Source organism: Pseudomonas sp. WS 5532, from assembly GCF_012985445.1.
Lineage (GTDB): Bacteria > Pseudomonadota > Gammaproteobacteria > Pseudomonadales > Pseudomonadaceae > Aquipseudomonas > Aquipseudomonas edaphica.
Genome location: NZ_JAAQWK010000003.1, coordinates 403,396 through 420,422, shown reverse-complemented (window position 1 = coordinate 420,422; position 17,027 = coordinate 403,396). Strand labels below are relative to the sequence as shown.

General features: G+C 54.6%; 15 protein-coding genes and 2 pseudogenes. 12 read left to right on the top strand and 5 right to left on the bottom strand.

Going from position 1 to position 17,027, the window contains the following annotated elements:
• Positions 1-162: 162 nt before the first annotated feature.
• A pseudogene (locus HBO23_RS33815) lies at positions 163-432 on the bottom strand (hypothetical protein).
• Positions 433-763: 331 nt separating this feature from the next.
• On the opposite strand from HBO23_RS33815, the pseudogene HBO23_RS08645 reads away from it, so the two are divergent.
• From HBO23_RS08645 to HBO23_RS08600, 10 genes and pseudogenes are all read left to right on the top strand, one after another.
• A pseudogene (locus tag HBO23_RS08645) lies at positions 764-5,356 on the top strand (hemagglutinin repeat-containing protein); the annotation flags it as partial.
• A 5-nt stretch (positions 5,357-5,361) separates the two neighbouring features.
• Positions 5,362-5,679, top strand: coding sequence for a hypothetical protein (locus HBO23_RS08640; RefSeq protein WP_017138984.1), 318 nt, complete (start codon positions 5,362-5,364; stop codon positions 5,677-5,679).
• 447 nt (positions 5,680-6,126) lie between these two features.
• Positions 6,127-6,612 (top strand): hypothetical protein, encoded by a 486-nt coding sequence (locus HBO23_RS08635; protein ID WP_170037709.1) that lies wholly within the window; start codon positions 6,127-6,129, stop codon positions 6,610-6,612.
• A 501-nt stretch (positions 6,613-7,113) separates the two neighbouring features.
• Complete coding sequence (locus HBO23_RS08630) at positions 7,114-7,461, top strand: hypothetical protein (protein WP_056860342.1); 348 nt, start codon at positions 7,114-7,116, stop codon at positions 7,459-7,461.
• A 902-nt stretch (positions 7,462-8,363) separates the two neighbouring features.
• Entirely contained in the window at positions 8,364-8,756 is a 393-nt protein-coding gene (locus HBO23_RS08625; RefSeq protein WP_026013838.1) for a DUF2846 domain-containing protein, read from the top strand.
• 75 nt (positions 8,757-8,831) lie between these two features.
• Positions 8,832-9,314 (top strand): RDD family protein, encoded by a 483-nt coding sequence (locus tag HBO23_RS08620; RefSeq protein ID WP_170037707.1) that lies wholly within the window; start codon positions 8,832-8,834, stop codon positions 9,312-9,314.
• 214 nt (positions 9,315-9,528) lie between these two features.
• Positions 9,529-9,924: a hypothetical protein gene (locus HBO23_RS08615; protein WP_100219310.1), complete on the top strand. Its 396-nt coding sequence runs from the start codon at positions 9,529-9,531 to the stop codon at positions 9,922-9,924.
• 133 nt (positions 9,925-10,057) lie between these two features.
• Complete coding sequence (locus tag HBO23_RS08610; RefSeq protein WP_170037705.1) at positions 10,058-10,363, top strand: hypothetical protein; 306 nt, start codon at positions 10,058-10,060, stop codon at positions 10,361-10,363.
• Between the two features lie 80 nt (positions 10,364-10,443).
• A complete protein-coding gene (locus HBO23_RS08605) occupies positions 10,444-10,995 on the top strand; it encodes a hypothetical protein (protein ID WP_170037703.1) in 552 nt (183 codons plus the stop codon).
• A gap of 476 nt (positions 10,996-11,471) precedes the next feature.
• Complete coding sequence (locus HBO23_RS08600; RefSeq protein WP_138453804.1) at positions 11,472-11,702, top strand: hypothetical protein; 231 nt, start codon at positions 11,472-11,474, stop codon at positions 11,700-11,702.
• A 227-nt stretch (positions 11,703-11,929) separates the two neighbouring features.
• On the opposite strand, the gene HBO23_RS08595 is transcribed toward HBO23_RS08600, so the two are convergent.
• From HBO23_RS08595 to HBO23_RS08585, 3 genes are all read right to left on the bottom strand, one after another.
• Positions 11,930-12,223 (bottom strand): hypothetical protein, encoded by a 294-nt coding sequence (locus tag HBO23_RS08595; RefSeq protein ID WP_225932995.1) that lies wholly within the window; start codon positions 12,221-12,223, stop codon positions 11,930-11,932.
• A 378-nt stretch (positions 12,224-12,601) separates the two neighbouring features.
• Positions 12,602-13,489 carry a YghX family hydrolase gene (gene yghX, locus HBO23_RS08590; protein ID WP_170037701.1) on the bottom strand — a complete coding sequence of 296 codons (888 nt, stop codon included), beginning with the start codon at positions 13,487-13,489 and terminating at the stop codon, positions 12,602-12,604.
• A gap of 44 nt (positions 13,490-13,533) precedes the next feature.
• Positions 13,534-14,028 (bottom strand): hotdog domain-containing protein, encoded by a 495-nt coding sequence (locus tag HBO23_RS08585; RefSeq protein WP_058420462.1) that lies wholly within the window; start codon positions 14,026-14,028, stop codon positions 13,534-13,536.
• A 124-nt stretch (positions 14,029-14,152) separates the two neighbouring features.
• On the opposite strand from HBO23_RS08585, the gene HBO23_RS08580 reads away from it, so the two are divergent.
• Positions 14,153-14,722, top strand: a complete 570-nt coding sequence (locus HBO23_RS08580; RefSeq protein WP_170037699.1) for a YceI family protein — start codon at positions 14,153-14,155, stop codon at positions 14,720-14,722.
• Here HBO23_RS08580 and HBO23_RS08575 read toward each other — a convergent pair.
• Positions 14,719-15,609, bottom strand: coding sequence for a DMT family transporter (locus HBO23_RS08575; RefSeq protein WP_170037697.1), 891 nt, complete (start codon positions 15,607-15,609; stop codon positions 14,719-14,721). The genes HBO23_RS08580 and HBO23_RS08575 overlap by 4 nt on opposite strands.
• Positions 15,610-15,697: 88 nt before the next feature.
• Here HBO23_RS08575 and HBO23_RS08570 point away from each other — a divergent pair, with 88 nt between their 5' ends.
• Positions 15,698-17,023: a PLP-dependent aminotransferase family protein gene (locus tag HBO23_RS08570; protein ID WP_170037695.1), complete on the top strand. Its 1,326-nt coding sequence runs from the start codon at positions 15,698-15,700 to the stop codon at positions 17,021-17,023.
• Positions 17,024-17,027: the final 4 nt, after the last annotated feature.

The following is a 17,027-nucleotide window of genomic DNA, read 5'->3' as shown; positions in this document are numbered from 1 at the left end:
CTGGGGAAGGTGGATCTATTTAGGTTTGGTGTGATTTTGTTGGGTCTATGTGATTTTTGTTTGAGACATTAAAAACTGGCTCTTTAAAAAATTGGCTTTTATTTTTAAATTGTGGGCTCTGAGCTTACCCAGATCGGGCGGCTCTACGCCGCCCGAATTTATTTATAAGTCTTGCGAAATCAGCCTTCGCCCAATCACATCCATGAGATCGCAACCATCACGCAATGGAATAGCCAGCAACAACGCAAAGTCGTGAAGGACAATCGCATCACTCCTGATTTCCTCGCGAAATGCCAGGTTTTCCAGAAACTAAGTCACCGCACGAATGCGGTAAGCAGCGGCATCATAGAGAACATCAAGAGGGGCTTGCGTGTCGATCACCAGCGCGGGGATGGTTGAATCGTGGCCTGTCAGTGCCATGTATCGGGTCATTTTATATCTCTCTACTTAAGTGATGGATGCCATCACTCAAACGTCGCCAAACGTATGGGTGACAGCTGTACGCAGGTTGGCGAACCGGCAGTAGAGAAAACCGGCAGACCCTAAGGTCTCCCGCGCACAGCCGTCATAAACGACTTTGCGGGCGCACAAGTGTCTGCAAAAAAGCCGTCAGCTTGCGCATTCTCTACCGTCAGGTCGCCAAACCTGAATCGCCATATGGGCGACCGGCGGACTATAAGCCTTCAGCGCAAAGACGCGCAAGGTATCAAAAAGCCAATGTTCTCGTGCCGCTGACTTACTCAGTGAAACCGATCAATTGCGCTACGAACAACGGCTGATCCAGCAAGCCGTTATCGCCCGCACCGGACAGCGCTTCATCGACAACCAGACCAGCGATGCCGGTTTGTACAAATACCTGATGGACAACGCCATCGCCAGCAAGCAACAACTGAACCTGGCCGTAGGCGTAAGCCTCACTTCCGAACAGGTCGCGGCGCTGACCCACGACATCGTGTGGATGGAAAGCGCCTCCGTAGCCGGTCAACAAGTGCTGGTACCGGTTTTGTATCTGGCCCAAGCCAATAACCGTCTTGGCCCCAACGGTGCACTGATCGCCGGTAACGACGTCAACCTGATTGCCGGTGAAAACCTCAACAACGTCGGCACCCTGCGCGCCACCAACAATCTGTCGGCCAGCGCCGGCGGCAACCTGGTCAATAGCGGCCTGATCGAGGCCGGTAATCGTCTCGATCTGTTGGCGGGCAATAACCTGATCAACAAGGCGGGCGGGATCATTTCTGGGCGCGACGTGAGTCTCACGGCGGTTAACGGCGACGTGATCAACGAGCGCACGGTTACCACTCACGAGAGCAGCGGCGGGGCGTACATCCGAGAGGTGCGGCAGGACTTTGTGGACAACGCTGCCCGTATCGAAGCGGCCAACAACCTGAGCGTACGCGCCGGTCGCGACGTTAACAGCGTTGGCGGCGTGATGAGCAGCGGCGCCGACATGACGATAGCGGCGGGGCGCGATGTGAACCTCATCGCAGCCGAAAAACGCACTGGCCGTGGCACCACAGAGGCTAGCACCGGCAGCGTCACCCAACACGGCACCGTGATCGAGGCCGGCCGTGACTTCCGTGTGCAGGCTGGGCGTGATATCAGCGCCATTGCCAGCCGGATCGACGCCAAGCGTGACGTTGCCATGGCCGCCACGGGCGACCTGACCTTGGCTTCAGGCGTGGATGAACAGCATTACTCGTATAACACCAAGAAGGTCAAGATCCAGGAAGACCACGCCCAGCAAGTGTCCACCACGGTGAAGGCCGGTGGTGATGTGGCGTTGAGTGCCGGGAATGATTTGGCGTTGATTGCCAGCCGGGTGACGGCGGGGGATGAGGCGTATTTGTACGCGGGTAAAAATCTGGAACTCAAATCTGCTGAGGACCAGGACTACAGCTTCTTTAGCAAGACCAGCAAGACATCGACGGGCAAGAAGTTCCGTCTCGATGAAACCGATACCGTCACGAACGTTGGCAGCTTGGTCAACTCAGGTGGTAACAGCACGTTGGTAGCCGGTGAAAACCTGCTGTTGGCCGGCAGTGCCGTGACTGCCGAGAAAGGTGCCGCGAAATTGGTGGCCGGCAAGGATGTACAGATTCTGGCCGTGACCGATTCCGACAGCGTTAGCCATGAGCGCAAGGAAAGCAAAAGCAGTTGGGGTGGGTTCAAGTCGAGCAAGGTTGAGGACCAGGTCGACGAGAAACGTACCACTGCGGTGGGGAGTATGGTCTCCGGCGATACCGTCACTGTTGCGGGCGGGCAAGACGTGAAAGTGACGGGTTCGTCACTGGTCAGCACCGGCGACCTTACGGTACAGGCCGGACGTGACCTGGCCATCGACGCGGCGCAGAACACCTTCTCGCGCACTGACATGCATAAGGAAAAGAACCGCGACCTGACGGGTGTGCTAACCGGCAATAAGCTGGGCCTGGATGACATCACCGGCAACCAGCATCTGTTCATCAATAGCCAGAAACATAACGGCACTGCGACAGAAACTACGCTTACCGGCAGCACAGTCGGTTCCAGTGCTGGCAACGTAAAGCTGGAGGCGGGGCGTGAGCTGAAGGTGGTGGCCAGTGACTTGGTCAGTACCAAGGACATGGATCTCAAAGGCTCCAATGTGACCATTGCTGCGGGTATGGAGAATGCCAGCCAAAGCACGGTCGACAAGTCCAAGAGCCTTGCAGTTGGGCGCGTTATCGGCGGAACCGTTGTCGATACCGCCAGGAGCATCCGCGACGGGGTTGAGGCCGCTAAAAATGCCGATGATCCTCGGCTCAAAGCGGTGAAGCTGGCTCAGGTTGCCTTGAACACCTATAACCTGGGCGGCCAGATGGCGGATGCCAATGGTCAGGGTTCTGGTTTCGCGGATAAAAAAGGAGGCACGGCCAGCAACGGCTCACTGATCAAAATTGGCACCGAACTGGCCAATACCAGCAGTAAAAATACCACTGAGTACCGCAGTGAAACGGCGAAGCAAAGCACGCTCAACGCCGGTCAAGGGCTATCGATTGTGGCCACCGGCAAGGCCGCAGAAACCCAAGGTGATATCCATGTCATTGGCAGTGAGCTGAAGGCAGCCAATACCACGCTCATCGCCAAAAACGACATCATTCTGGAAAGCGCACAGAACACTACCGAGCGGAAAAACGACAGTAACAACAATAAAACCAGCATCGGTGCCAGCTTCAATATCGGCGAGCAAAACGGCTTCACTCTGGACCTCGGTGCACAAATTGCCAAAGGCATGGGTTCCGGCAGTTCTGTTACTCAGGTCAACACCAAACTGGACACTGGTGCGCTGGTTCTGAGCAGTGGCCAAGACACCACACTGGCGGGTGCCCAGGTACGTGCTGACAGCATCAAGGCGGATATCGGCGGTAACCTCAACATCGCTTCGCGCCATGACACCGACACCCAGAAGAGCAAGCAAAGCAGCGCCGGTGTTGGCGCAAGTATCTGCGTGCCACCATTCTGCTACGGTACGACGGTGACGGCGTCCGCGAACATGTCTGCCGGCAACATGAACAGTGACTACAAGGCGGTCACCGATCAGACGGGGCTGTATGCGGGCAAGGATGGCTACACCCTGGATGTGGGTAAAAACACCACGCTACAGGGCGCCGTCATTGCGAGCGAAGCCAGTGCTGACAAGAACCTGTTGATTACCGATCGCTTGCTTACCAGTGACATCAAGAACACCAGCAAGATCAACAGCACTTCGGCAAGCGCAGGCATTTCCGGAGGGTCCAGCGGTATCACAATGGGCCCGCCTATGGGCGCAGTACTGAGTGAGTCCGACAGCAGCAAAACCCGGGCGGCGGTCAGCGAGGGCACGATTGTTGTGCGTAACCCTGAGGGCGCCAACGATCTGGTCGGCCTCAATCGCGATACGCAAAACGCCAACAAGCACCTCGACAAGCCAGATGAAAAGGCTATGCGCGAACGCATGGACCTGATCAACAGCTCTGCGCAACTGGCCATAACGATCGGAAGCACCATTGGCAAGGCGAAGATCGACGAGTCTGAAGATCCCAACAGCGACGCGGGTAAAGCTGCTCGGCAGAAGTTGCTGGACAGTGGGATCAGTGACCCGACCACCGCACAGGTGAGGCAACAGGCTGAACGGGATTACGGCGTTGGCAGCAGTTTCCAACGCACGACGCAGACCGTGACCGCCATCGTGCAGGGGATCGCCGGTGGCAATGTGGGAGCGGCCATTGCGGGGGCATCCGCGCCCTACCTCGCGCAACAAGTAAAAGACCTGACGGCAGGTGATGACGCCGCCAACCTGATGGCTCATGCGGTGTTGGGCGCGGTATTGGCCAGGGCTGGTGGTAATTCGGCGCTGGTGGGGGCCGGTGGTGCGTTAGCAGCGGAAGCCACGGCGAGGTTGATTCGTAGTGAGCTGTACGGAAACGTCAGTAATGACGAGCTGACATCGGAGCAGAAACAAACGATCTCTGCATTGTCGACGTTAGTGGCAGGGATTGCGGGTTCTGCTGTGGGCAAGGATGCGCTGAGTGCGGTGGCGGCGGCTCAGGCTGGGAAGAATGCGGTTGAAAACAACCAATTGAGCGCGAAAGATGTCGTGGATTTACAGACTGAACTCGCAAAAGCCAGTAAAAATGGACAGCCAACAGAAGCCATTTGGGAGAAATACAAAGAGTTGAGCGCTGAGAAGCGCGCAGAGATGCTGGCAGGCTGTGCGGGCACGGGCGGGCTTTGCAGCGTGGGTTACCAGTCTGAGTATGAGGGTGGGATACAGACGGCTGATAGTGTCAGTAGCATGCGCTGGTTCTTCGGCCTTTCAGAAGCAGACGCTTCACGCCTGAGCCAGTTTGTCACTGAAGAAAACCAGTACGACATGGGGCTGTTGTACAACTCCCTACCTACATGGGAGAAAGCAGCTTTAATTGGAAAAGAGGTGCTTACCTCTACAGGTGCGTCCATAGGGCGTGATAAAACGTCTATCGCGTCGATGATTGGGAAGAATAAGGGAGGGACGTCGGGAGCGCAGGCGGGGCAGGATAAAACGTCGGCAGACGGTAAAGGGGTTATGCCGTCTGGTGCAAAAGGAATATCTTCAATCGTGGAGCCAAAAATTGCTCAGCAAATGGGGAAGCGAGGTTGGACAACCGATTCTCTTGAAGGTGTTATCGCAAACCCAAGCAAGACTGTTGTGACTAAAGATACTAGGTTCGATCCGGCTTCTGGTACTAGACTCAATGATCCCGCAACTGGTTATGTAGCCAAAGATGGTTCTTACGTTGTGCGGAATGACCGGACTGGTACGATCGTGCAGGTATCGGATAAGAATGATAAAAATTGGGTCGCGCCATGGGACTAAATGTAATGAATGAATTCATATTTCTGGGTGCGGGGCCGGAGCCCACTAGGCTTTGGGGTGAAACGCCTTTATTTAACTTAATTGATGGGCATAAGTTACTAGTTTTTTGCGATGAGCACGATGCAGCCGTACTCGGAATCGAGGGGTTCAAAGTCGTTGGAGGTAAAAGAGTGCCTGACATGGATTGTATTGCGGATTTTTCTGCCCTGGCTATGACTGCCGGAGAGCTATTCCCAGCTGAGTCTAGAAAATCGGCCAAGTACTTCCTAAGTACGATTTCAGACCCTGATACGTTATTGGAGTTCGTTTTAGTTAAAACTTGATGGTGCAAAAGCAACGGAAAAAGGGGACAGATTTATTTAAGTAACAAAGAGCTCGGACTAAATAAATCTGTCCCCTTTTTCGACGCAGCCCATATTCTGAGTTAAACGGTGCAATTGGGGAGGCTCGTGGCTGGAGTCAGGCTATTGAATCGGGGCAAACACCAATTTCCGGACCTGGGAAAGCGTCACTCCCAGGTGCAGATTACATTACGTATGATCCATCATCGCGATCTGTGATCGTCTGGGACGCCAAGTATCGTGCTCCTGGCGGAAGCTATCCGACGTCCTTGCCAGATTCAAAGTTACAGGCCTGGCAGTCAGAGATCATAAACTCTGTTAAAAATATGCCGGAGGGATCGGCCAAAGCAGCCGCAGAGAGTGCGCTTAAGGCTGGCAGGGTCGAAGGCCGAATATTCAAATGGCCACAATAGGCTTGAGGTATTTAAGATGAAAGAATGGTCATCGCTGTGCAAGTCAAAGGTTGGGGACGCCGTTGATGTACGGGAGCAATGCGTTATCGCTATGGACGACGGCGCATACAAAATTTCAGACGATCAGTATTTTTTAGCTGACGCTTTTTCTGATGAGGGAGAGGAAAAACTTTGTTTGCTATCCCTCTACTGGGCTTGCAGTGAGCCTGCATTTAGAAGAGCCTACTACAGGGATGTTGAAAATGATGACATGGCCGTATGCCGGCCGCCGCCTGAGTTGCTTCCGGTTGGGGCGGGGGGGACCTATAGTCAGATTAAAAATGCTCTTAGCTCTCTTGGTTCTGAGAAGTTTATGGAGTACGCGTCTTATCGTGTTATGTCTGATGGTGCATTTGTTCATAAGGGCTTAGAAAGTTCATTGGCTGTTTATTATTTTCGCTTGCATGATATTGTTGATGATGAGCTGCCTTACGCGATACTGTGGAAGCTTTCTAGTGTGTGATTTATAAGAGGCAACGTCCTGTTTCTGGATTGAAGCGGTGCAAAAGGACCAGTGCAGGTTATCCCTGATGCAATCAGCCCACCCAAGTTCAGCCGGGTTGAAGACCTGTTTGGGCAGACGTTTGAAAGTATCCCGCTGTCGCACCTTCTCAATTGGAAGACCGGTTCGCTTGTAAATGAGGAAAAATGGGGTCAGGCAACTATTCTTCTGACGGATCACTAAACGTGGTCTGACCCCTATTTTTTCTCGAAATGAAGAGACTTGGTGTTCCAGATAATGCCGCTGGTCGCCAGATGCTAACTGATCACTTGACTCGCTCTGCCAAAACTGACGGCAATTTAATTAATGCATTCTCCAATCAATACGGAAAATTTGAGGTCAGAGAGTCCTTGTTTATGGGACCATCGGGTAAGGCTGCTAATTTTCAGAGCACGTTCCAGGTTCTTGATGATGGAAGTCGTAAACTCAGCACAGTCATACCGCTTCACTGAGGAGGTCGTAATGAAATTTCCAAGCACAGATGATTTTTTGGAAGAGTTCGGTATCCAGCCTATTGAGGTTGATCCAAACTTGGCGCTATGTCGTTATATCCAGAAGTCTAAAAATAGCGAACTTGAGGTTGATGTTTCTTTTAGTGCTGTGATGAAGTCATTCCAAGTCGTGCTTAGGCTTTCCACTCAAGAGCTAGCAGTTATTTCGTCCGAGAGCGTCAAGTCTATTGAGTTAGTGCGAGATGAGTCTGGGGCTGGGATTCATGTTGTCTTTGATATGTCTGAATCACTGTCAGAGGCGAGGGTGATATTCGAACCTGAGGTGAGTTGCCGATGGTGGACGTTACACAAAGTATAAGAATGAAATAGGAGGGGATTGGTAAAAAGAAAAATGGGGTCAGACTACTATTCTTCTGACGGAGCACTAAACGTGGTGCTGACCTCTATTTTTCTGCAGAGTGCATCAAAGGGCGGCGTTAGGTAATGAACTCTCCTAGACTTATGGTTGCCTGGCTGTTAACAGTGCTCGGGAAGAAATTACTGTCAGTAAATGCTCTATTCCATGTTTCTCTTTCGAGAGGGATTCTGCCCCTCAAGAGGTTGGCCTTCTATTTGAAAGTTCTGAAATTGGGAAGCTCTATGGCGGGCCTGATGGTGCGTCTATCTGTTTTTCTTTGAATCCGATTTCAAACTGCGATCTAGGTGAATACGGTAGGCAAGATATTTTTAATATTTCTGGTGAGCTTTATTTCTCCAATGTTGTAGGAAGAAGGTTAGTGTCGGCATCGCTTGTGCAGTCCTTAGCAGAAGACGTAGTGATAGGCGTTGCTCTCTCGTTTGATAACGGTTTTTGCCTATCCATTTTAAACTTAGGTGATGAGCTTTTTATCTACGATGAAACGAAAAGGGGACAGATTTATTTAAATAACGAAGAACTTGCTTTTGCACTCTCTTGTCAGGTCGCCAAACCTGTTCGCCATATGGGCGACGGGCCGGACTACAAGCCCCGCGCCCACCCCCCCACAATGCATCAAAGTGCTGGCCCACGCACAACGCTTCACGTCTTCATCCCCGCGGCCGATACCCTGGCGATGATTAAACGCATCAAAGAACCCGCGCCGGCCAATCGCCGGCGCTCTCAACCCGCTCTACCGTCACACCACAAGGAAGAAGTACATGATCAAGCTGTTCTGCAAAGCTGCTGTTGTATTGTCCCTGGCCACGCTGTTTGGCTGCTCCTCGACGCCGTCGGTGGAGAAGATGCAGGCTGACGTGGCGAACTACTCGTTGCCCAAGGCCGCCGTCGCCGATAAAGGCCTGGTGTATGTCGTGCGCCCAAGCAACGTGGGGATGATGGTGCGGTTCAACGTGTTCCTGGATGACAAGGAAGCCGACTCGGAGATGGGTTACAACCGTGGTAACCAGTACATTTATTTCTTCGTGTCGCCGGGCCAGCACGTGATCAGTTCCAAAGCTGAAAACTGGGCTGACATGCCGATCAACGTCAAGGCCGGTGAGGTGGTTTACCTCAAGCAGGAAGTCGAAATGGGCTTCGCCGTGGCGCGCAACAGCCTCAAAGTGCTGAGCGATGTGGAAGGCCGTTATCTGGTCAAGGACGCGTCGTTGGGTACCATTGCAAAAGAAAGCAAGTGAGTAAAAAAGCGATTGAGGCGGCCGGGCGTTGAGCTTGGCCGTTGTTGCTGTTTACATAAGCCGGAGTGACACCGTATGGACGCAATTACCCCCGCTAAACGGCCGACCATTTTGGCTAGCATCGGCCGTCGCCTGCTGGCCCGAATCATCGACTCTGGCATCGCGGTGCTGATCTTTTTCATCGTCAAGTTCGGCGCCGAGGTGCTGTCGGCGTCCGTCCCCGCCGTGAAGGCCAAGGGCGGGTTCCTTGCGGCGTTTTTCGCAGGTTTTGCCTACCTCTTGCTCGCAGACGCGCTGCCCAATGGCCAGAGCCTGGGCAAGCGCTTGCTGAGCATCGCGGTCGTCGACCGTAAAACCCGCAAGGGCTGCTCCATTTCTCAGTCGCTCACCCGCAATGCCGGGGTGCTGGTGATCATCGACTGGGTGTGGATTTTCCTTGAGTCCAGAACCCGCCTCGGCGATATGTTCGCCAAAACCATCGTGATTCAAACCGGCAACTTGACTAAGGTACGCGGTCTTGCCGACATCTATGACGACGGGAAGCCCGGCACTGCTTGAGGGTGGTAGCTCTGGTTTCAACGTGTAGGTTAAAAGGCTCTGGGGCGAAAAGGGGACAGATTTTTTTAAGTAACAAAGAACTCGGAAAATCAAATAAATCCGTCCGCTTTTTCTCCCCTGGGCGGAAAATGTGGGTAATTTATTTGATTTTACGTGGTCGATATCACAAGTAAATTTGGCACCTTTTTTCTTATGTCCTTGGGTGAGTGTAAAAATGAAACGTACTGAACTTTCCGAGCTGGAGCTACCGACAATGAGGGAGGAGCTTCTGTCTTATATGGGGGGGTTGTCAGACGCTAATTATCAGTATCGGGCCTGGGTTGAACACTCCTTGCCAGAGTCTGGGTATGACAAACTCGATTACACTGTGCATTTCTTATATGATGATACCGGGCTCGCTAAGGATCCCTATGCTTGGATAGGTGTGGTTCTGAGAAATACGGAAGAAGCCAGTTCTATGGCAGCCCTTGTGAGTGCCATTGATGTGGTTTTTGATAAGTATGGCGTTGATCTTTCTGATAAGGATTACTTGGAGAAGAAAGAGTGGCAGTTAGTGGTGGATAAGGCTAAGTCCGCGCTTGAGGTTCTTCTCTGTGATGGCAAAGGTTAGCCCGCCTTCCCACTTAAAAATGAAATTTATTGCCATTTTTGTCCTGGTAGGTATTTAGGGAAAAGGGGATGGGTTGGTTTAAGTAACAAAGGGCTCGGAAAGTTAAATAAATCTGTCCCATTTTTCTCGAGAAATGAATGCGGTAGCCAAATTGAAAGCTTGGAATTTCCAAGTGTTAATGCTTGTTCAAGCGATGCTAGGGGCAGTTACTCCAAACTTTAGAATGGTGGTGTTATCTTGTGAGGTTGATGTCTGGGTAATAAGATTTTATCTCGAGAAAAATATAGAAGATGATATCGCTGAGATAGAAGACATTATATGTCAATATGCCGCGTATCAGGATTCGAGTTTACAATGCAAGTCAGAGATTTTAGTCGGTAATGAAAATCTACCTAGTTTTTCGGAAGGCAATAGGGCTGTTTATCGTCGAAAAGAGTGATTTTTGAGTTGAAAAAATGGGTCGGATCCTGCGAAAAAAATGCGATCAGATCACTAATGTGGAGAGCTAGGTTGTTCTAAATGAGCACTAAAGGTGGTCTGATCTCTACTGTTTCTAATGAGTTTAGTGGGCATTACTGGAAGAATTGGACGCTTCAGGTCAAGGGAGAAATGGGGTCAGATCACTATTCTTCTGGCGGTGCATTAAACGTGGTCTTCCCCCTATTTTTCAAGGACAAAATGATGGATGGATTGGTTTGGCTTGAAAAACTCAAGGAGTCATTTTCTTCAACTGGTCTGGGTTATGAAGATCTTTACGAACTCATAGAGGCTGCTATAGCGAGAGGGAGGACTAACTTCCCGGCTTTTATCTATGATGCTTCGCGGGGGGTTGGCGTCTCTGTAAGTGAAGGTTTTTTTTACTCTCTCGATCAGGATTGGGACGATCCAGAGGATTTCAATGAGGTCAGCTTTTTTTTGGGCGAGGTGGAAACTTCAAGTCTTCCAGTGCCTGACTACGTTTTCCTGATGAAAATTGCAGCTCATGTATACTCTACTTTCTTTCCTGATGATGGGGGCGCTGTTCTAAGGTCTGCTGAAAGATTAGAAAAGCGTTACTCAAAAAGGTTTTAGTCTAGTTGAATCGTTCAGTAAAAGGAAAACAGGATAAAAATAAGTCAGAACACTATTCTTCTTTGGAAGAGCAAAAAATGGGGTTATGCTACTATTTTTTACGGAGCACTAAACGCGGTCTGACCCCTATTTTTCGCCTATTCTTCTGGCGGAGCACTAACGTTGTCTGACCCTGAGGAATCCCTGCAGTAACGAACTGACACAACTCATCAGTGTTGTCAGGCGACGAGAATGGATTGAAGGCAGTGCTTGAGCGAGCGCTCTGTGTAAAAAACGGATGGCTTGCATGGGTCGAGGATCTTGTTTTAGTGTGGTGCAAACCAAGTTGCCGACTCATGCAGGCTTCTTCAATGATTCCAACTTCTTGATTTTTCTTAAGAAAAATCGGGGATCCCTCAGGGTCAGACCACTATTGTTCTTGCTGAGTATTAAGCGTGGATTGGCCCCTATTTTTCCAGAGTTGAAGAGTTAGGAATATGTACTCACAAGCCGACCTCGCTATGGATTTAGAAAAAGCACTGGTTAACGGTTTCGATGTCTTTAGGATTTCTAAACTGGCATTTGAAATTTATCAAAACCATGGCTTAGAAATCACTGCTCGCATGGATCGAGCACTTCTCACATTGATGGCAATGGAGGACGGTGAGGAGTTTGAGTTGACTGAGTCCGAGCTTTTGGGTCTGATTTCAGCGATTAAAGCAGTGTAGATGGAGCAAAAGAGATCGAGTGGGATCAGACCACTATTCTTCTGACGGAGCACTAAACGTGGTCTGACCCCTATTTTTTTTAAAAAACCTTCCTGAATCGGCAAATTGGCTCATGAGGGAAAGTGCTCAGTTCGGCTTGCTGCCTACGGGGGTGTATCAGTCATTAACCCCGCACTGACACACCGCCTTCGCAGGCAAGCCAGCTCCCACAGTTGGTTTGTGGTGTGTCAGCAGGTTTTGGGTTGCAGGCACTCCAGCGCACGGTCGGCCAGGGTTTGGGCCCTGTCGATCAGGTGTTCGGTGGCACCGGCCATGTGGCGTTGATCGCCTGTCAGGCCTTGGGTGGTGTCGGCAGCGGTGGCGGCTGCGCAGCGCAGCAGGTCGCAGAGTTGGGCGAGGGCGTCTTCGAAGCTGAGGTCGTGATGCACTGTAAAGGGCTGCGGTGAGGTGGGTTGCAGGTAGTGACTCAGGGCGCGTTCAAATATTTCGCGGCTGGGGGTGAAGCGCGTTGTATTGCTCATGCATAAGCTCCTGATAAGGGGCCTACTTGTTTCAGGTTTCCACACCTGTTCGCTGATAGGCAGCGACAGAGCACAGGCTAGCCAGTGGCATGCGCAGGCGCAAGGCCGAAGGGCTGCTTAGGAAGCTTCCTGCAAGGTTAAGGGATATGGATTGCTGGCCTTTAACACTGCATGTCGATCAGGCAACACCGATCAAAGCTGAGAGGCGGGGTGTTGTGGCGAGCGGGCTTGCCCCGCGTTGGGCTGCGCAGCAGCCCCAGGGGAGTCAACGCGGTTTTCCAGATGTATCGCGTCGTGAGGTGTCAGGGCCGCTTCGCGCCCCAACGCGGGGCAAGCCCGCTCGCCACAAGAAGTTAGCTGCCACAGTTCTGAACGTGTTCAGACCAGGTATTTGCGGAACCAGCCCAACGTGCGCTCCCACGCCAGATTCGCCGCTGCCTCGTCATATCTCGGCGTCGAATCATTATGAAAGCCATGATTGGCGCCCTTATAAATAAACGCCTCATAGGTCGTGCCTGCGGCCTTCAACGCCTGTTCATACGCCGGCCAACCCTCGTTGATGCGCGTGTCCAGCTCGCCGTAATGCAGCATGATCGGCGCCTTGATGCGTGGCACATCCTTCGCTTCTGGCTGCCTGCCGTAAAACGACACCGCTGCGCCAAGCTCCGGATACGCCACCGCCGCCGCATTGGTCACGCCGCCGCCATAGCAGAAGCCGGTAATCCCGACTTTGCCGGTGCTGCTGTCGTGGTGCATCAGCCATTCGATGGCGGCGAAGAAGTCGTTCATGAGTTTGGTGGGGTCGACTTTTTGTTGCAGTTCCACGCCTTTTTGATCGTTGCCGGGGTAGCCGCCCACGGAGGTGAGGCCGTCGGGTGCCAGGGCGATGAAGCCGGCTTTGGCCAGGCGCCGGGCGACGTCTTCGATGTAGGGGTTAAGGCCTCGGTTTTCGTGCACCACCACCACGGCGGGCAGTTTGCCGCTGGCCTTGGCCGGGCGTACGAGGTAGCCGCGCACGGTGCCGTTGCCTTTGGGCGAGGGGTAGGTGATGTAGTCGGCGACGATGTCCGGGTCGGTGAATTTGACCTGTTCGGCCAGCGCGTAGTTGGGGCTCAGGGCTGCCAGCAGGGCCGAGGCAGTGAGGCCGCCGAAGGTAAACAGCGCGGCGCGGTCGAGAAATTCGCGGCGGTTAAGCTTGCCGTGGGCGTAGCCGTCGTAGAGTTCCAGCAGTTCGGGGGCGAAGTCTTTCGCGGTGAGACGAGTCATCGGAGCAGTCCTCGATTAGCGGTGGTCATCACTGTAGACCAGGATCAACGTTCGCGGCCATGGGCGGAATCCGACAGTTGCCGGGTATCGACGCGCACGAACACCGAGTCGCCGAGGGCGGTGAGCACGTCACCGGCGTACACCTCGCAGACCACGCGGCTTTTACGCCCCACGTCGCCTTCAACCCGCGCGCGCAGGGTCAGCGTCACGCCCATGGGCGTGGGCTTGATGAATTTGATCCCCAGGTTACCGGTCACGCAGTCGATGCGCGGCAGGCTGCCGGGCTCGCGCTGTTCGTTGCGGTAGTGGTAGGCCATGGCGGTCCAGTTGGAGTGGCAGTCGACCAGCATGGCGATCAGGCCGCCGTAGACCAGGTCCGGCCAGCCGCTGTATTGAGCTTCGGGCAGGTGCTCGGCGATCACATGGATACCATCGGCATCCCAACGGCTTTTGATGTGCAGGCCATGGGGGTTGCTGCCGCCGCAGCCGTAGCAGATGCCTTCGGGCGCGGTGATGTCCTGCAGGGAAGGGGTGTGCATGCAAAGTCCTTATTGTTTCTTTTGGCGACTACTCTGTTTAGCAGGGCACGCTGCGAAAGGGAATAAAACCATGGCATGGCGTGTTAGCTCAGCACATCTGTTCATTTATCTTGCGGAGTGTTGCATGAAGCGTCGAATGCCCCTGTTTGTAAGCCTGGCGGTGCTCCTTGGTGTGTTTCTCGGCAACGCGCAGGCCGTGGAATACAAAGACGTCAACCGCACCGCCAGCCAGATCAGTTTTACCTTCCAGCAATTCGGGCAGCGGGTGTATGGCACCTTCAGTGACTTTGAAGGCACTCTGACCTTCGACACGCAAAAGCCTGAGGCGGCGCATGCGTTGCTCAAGATCCAGCTCGCCAGCATCGACGCCGGCAGCCAGGACGCCAATACCCAATTGCAGCAACCGGCGTGGTTCGACACCGCGACCTATCCTGTGGGCGTGTATGAGTCCAATGGCGCCACGGCGCTGGGCGATAACCGCTACAAGATCACCGGTAACCTGACGATCAGGGGCATCACGCGGCCGGTGGATATTGAGGTGCAGCTCAAGGAGCAAAGCGGCATCGGCGTGTTTGACGGGGCGTTCATCCTCAAGCGCAGCGACTTCAAGATTGGTGAGGGTGAATGGGCGGGCAACAGCGTGGTGTCCAATGACATCAACATCAAATTCAAGATGGTTGCGCCGCAGCGCTAACGGGCAAACTTCTTGGCCGAGGCCACACAGCCGATCACCGCAACCGTCACCAGCAGCATGCCCAGGCTGACCTGCTCATGCAGCAGGCCCGCCGCCAGCGCCAGGCCGAAAAACGGCTGCAGCAACTGCAACTGGCCGACCGCAGCGATGCCCCCCTGGGCCAGGCCGCGATACCAGAACACAAAGCCGATCAGCATGCTGAACAGCGACACATAGCCCAGGCTCAGCCACGCCGGCAGGCTGATGCCCGTGAGGGTTGCCGGCGCCAGCATCACGCTCAACGGCGCCACCACCGGCAACGACACCACCAGCGCCCAGCAGATCACCTGCCAGCCGCCCAGGCTGCGCGACAACGTGGCGCCTTCGGCGTATCCCAGGCCGCACACCAATACGGCCAACAGCATCAGCAGGTCACCGGCCGGCGCGGCGCTCAAGCCTTGGGCAACGGCGTAGCCCATCACCAGCAGGCTGCCGAGAATCGAAAACACCCAGAACACCGGGCGCGGCCGCTCGCCGCCACGCAGTACACCAAACACTGCAGTGGCCAGCGGCAGCAGGCCAATGAACACGATGGAGTGCGCCGAGGTCACGTATTGCAGCGCCAGTGCCGTGAGCAGTGGAAAACCGATCACCACACCCAGGGCGACGATCACCAGCGGCCCCCATTGGTGGCGTGCAGGGCGTTTTTCCCTGAACAACCACAACAACAGCACGCCGAACACGGCGGCAATGGCGGCGCGGATCATGGTCAGAAACACCGGGTTGAACTCCATCACCGCCAGGCGCGTGGCTGGCAAGGAGCCGCTGAAGATGACGACGCCGATAAAGCCGTTGATCCAGCCTTGGGCGCTGGTATCCGGTGCAGTGAGGCTTGCGGTGCGTTCCATGGTGAGGGCTCGAACTAGGTGGTTGCGTAAACACCATCCTAGGGGCCAGGATTAAGACAATCAAAAAATTGTCATGGATACACCGCCTATGCCGCGCGCCCGCTACAAGTCGCTGGTCGACACCTTTGCCCAAGACATCCGCAGAGGCGCACTGGCGCCCGGCACACGCCTGCCCACGCACCGGCAATTGGCGGCTGAACATGGCCTGGCGTTGGTCACCGCGAGCCGGGTGTACACGGAGCTTGAAGCCATGGGCCTGGTCAGCGGCGAAACCGGGCGCGGCACCTTTGTGCGGGAAATCGCGTTGCCGCCGGGGCAGGGCAGTGGGCAGATGAATGTGGCCACCGGCATGCTCGACCTGAACTTCAATTACCCCTCGCTGCCCGGTCAGGCAGACCTGCTGCGCACCGCTCTGCGCCAATTGGCGCTGTCGGGCGACCTGGAAGCGCTGTTGCGTTACCAGCCGCATGCCGGTCGCTTGCATGAGCGCGCTGCCGTGGCACGGCATCTATTGAGCCGAGGCCTGGCGGTTGAGGCGGAGCAGGTGCTGATGGTCAGCGGCGCCCAGCACGGCCTGGCGGTGACGATGATGGCGTTGCTCAAGCCTGGGGATGTAATTGCCGTGGATGCGCTGACCTATTCAGGCTTCAAGGTGTTGGCCGAAACCCTGCACCTGGAAATCGTCGCCATTCCGGTGACCGCCAGCGGCCCGGATCTGGCGTTCCTGCACGCGCTGTGCCGCAGGCGCCCGGTGCGTGCGGTGTACAGCATTCCAACCCTGCATAACCCGTTGGGGTGGGTGATGAGCCTTGCGCAACGCGTGCAACTGATTGCCATCGCGCGTGAGCACCATCTGATGCTCATTGAGGACGCGGCCTACGCGTTTCTGGCCGAAGACGCGCCACCGCCGCTGGCCACATTGGCGCCTGAGTGCACGGTGTACGTGGGCGGGTTATCCAAAAGCGTTGCCACGGGTTTGCGCGTCGGGTTTATCGCCGCGCCGTTGGAGTGGGTGAAAAAACTGGAGCGCACGATCATGGCCACCACCTGGAACGTGCCCGGTGTAATGAGCGCGATTGCGGTGGGCTGGATCGAGGACGGCACCGTCGCGCAGCTCGAAGCACAAAAGCGCCAAGACGCACGGGCACGCCAAGCCTTGGCTGCGCAGGTGCTCAAAGGCGTGCCTTACATCAGCCATCCGTCTTCGTATTTTTTGTGGTTGCCGCTGGGGGACGAGGCGCGGGCCGATCAGGTGGCCATGGCCTTGCAGCGCGAGCAGATTTCCGTGTCCACCGCCGAGCCGTTTGCGGTCTCGGCCACGGTGCCGCACGCGCTGCGCCTGGCGCTGGGTTCGGTGAGCATGGCCGCGCTGGGTGAGGCGCTGCTGAAGGTCCGGGAAGCGGTGCGGTGGTGAGCCG

What these genes read in the sequence shown, in the direction of transcription:
- HBO23_RS08640 (WP_017138984.1), top strand. Translation starts at nt 5,362, where the DNA reads ATGAATGAATTCATATTTCTGGGTGCGGGGCCGGAGCCCACTAGGCTT.
- HBO23_RS08635 (WP_170037709.1), top strand. Translation starts at nt 6,127, where the DNA reads ATGAAAGAATGGTCATCGCTGTGCAAGTCAAAGGTTGGGGACGCCGTT.
- HBO23_RS08630 (WP_056860342.1), top strand. Translation starts at nt 7,114, where the DNA reads ATGAAATTTCCAAGCACAGATGATTTTTTGGAAGAGTTCGGTATCCAG.
- HBO23_RS08625 (WP_026013838.1), top strand. Translation starts at nt 8,364, where the DNA reads ATGCAGGCTGACGTGGCGAACTACTCGTTGCCCAAGGCCGCCGTCGCC.
- HBO23_RS08620 (WP_170037707.1), top strand. Translation starts at nt 8,832, where the DNA reads ATGGACGCAATTACCCCCGCTAAACGGCCGACCATTTTGGCTAGCATC.
- HBO23_RS08615 (WP_100219310.1), top strand. Translation starts at nt 9,529, where the DNA reads ATGAAACGTACTGAACTTTCCGAGCTGGAGCTACCGACAATGAGGGAG.
- HBO23_RS08610 (WP_170037705.1), top strand. Translation starts at nt 10,058, where the DNA reads ATGAATGCGGTAGCCAAATTGAAAGCTTGGAATTTCCAAGTGTTAATG.
- HBO23_RS08605 (WP_170037703.1), top strand. Translation starts at nt 10,444, where the DNA reads ATGAGCACTAAAGGTGGTCTGATCTCTACTGTTTCTAATGAGTTTAGT.
- HBO23_RS08600 (WP_138453804.1), top strand. Translation starts at nt 11,472, where the DNA reads ATGTACTCACAAGCCGACCTCGCTATGGATTTAGAAAAAGCACTGGTT.
- HBO23_RS08595 (WP_225932995.1), bottom strand. Translation starts at nt 12,223, where the DNA reads ATGAGCAATACAACGCGCTTCACCCCCAGCCGCGAAATATTTGAACGC.
- yghX (WP_170037701.1), bottom strand. Translation starts at nt 13,489, where the DNA reads ATGACTCGTCTCACCGCGAAAGACTTCGCCCCCGAACTGCTGGAACTC.
- HBO23_RS08585 (WP_058420462.1), bottom strand. Translation starts at nt 14,028, where the DNA reads ATGCACACCCCTTCCCTGCAGGACATCACCGCGCCCGAAGGCATCTGC.
- HBO23_RS08580 (WP_170037699.1), top strand. Translation starts at nt 14,153, where the DNA reads ATGAAGCGTCGAATGCCCCTGTTTGTAAGCCTGGCGGTGCTCCTTGGT.
- HBO23_RS08575 (WP_170037697.1), bottom strand. Translation starts at nt 15,609, where the DNA reads ATGGAACGCACCGCAAGCCTCACTGCACCGGATACCAGCGCCCAAGGC.
- HBO23_RS08570 (WP_170037695.1), top strand. Translation starts at nt 15,698, where the DNA reads ATGCCGCGCGCCCGCTACAAGTCGCTGGTCGACACCTTTGCCCAAGAC.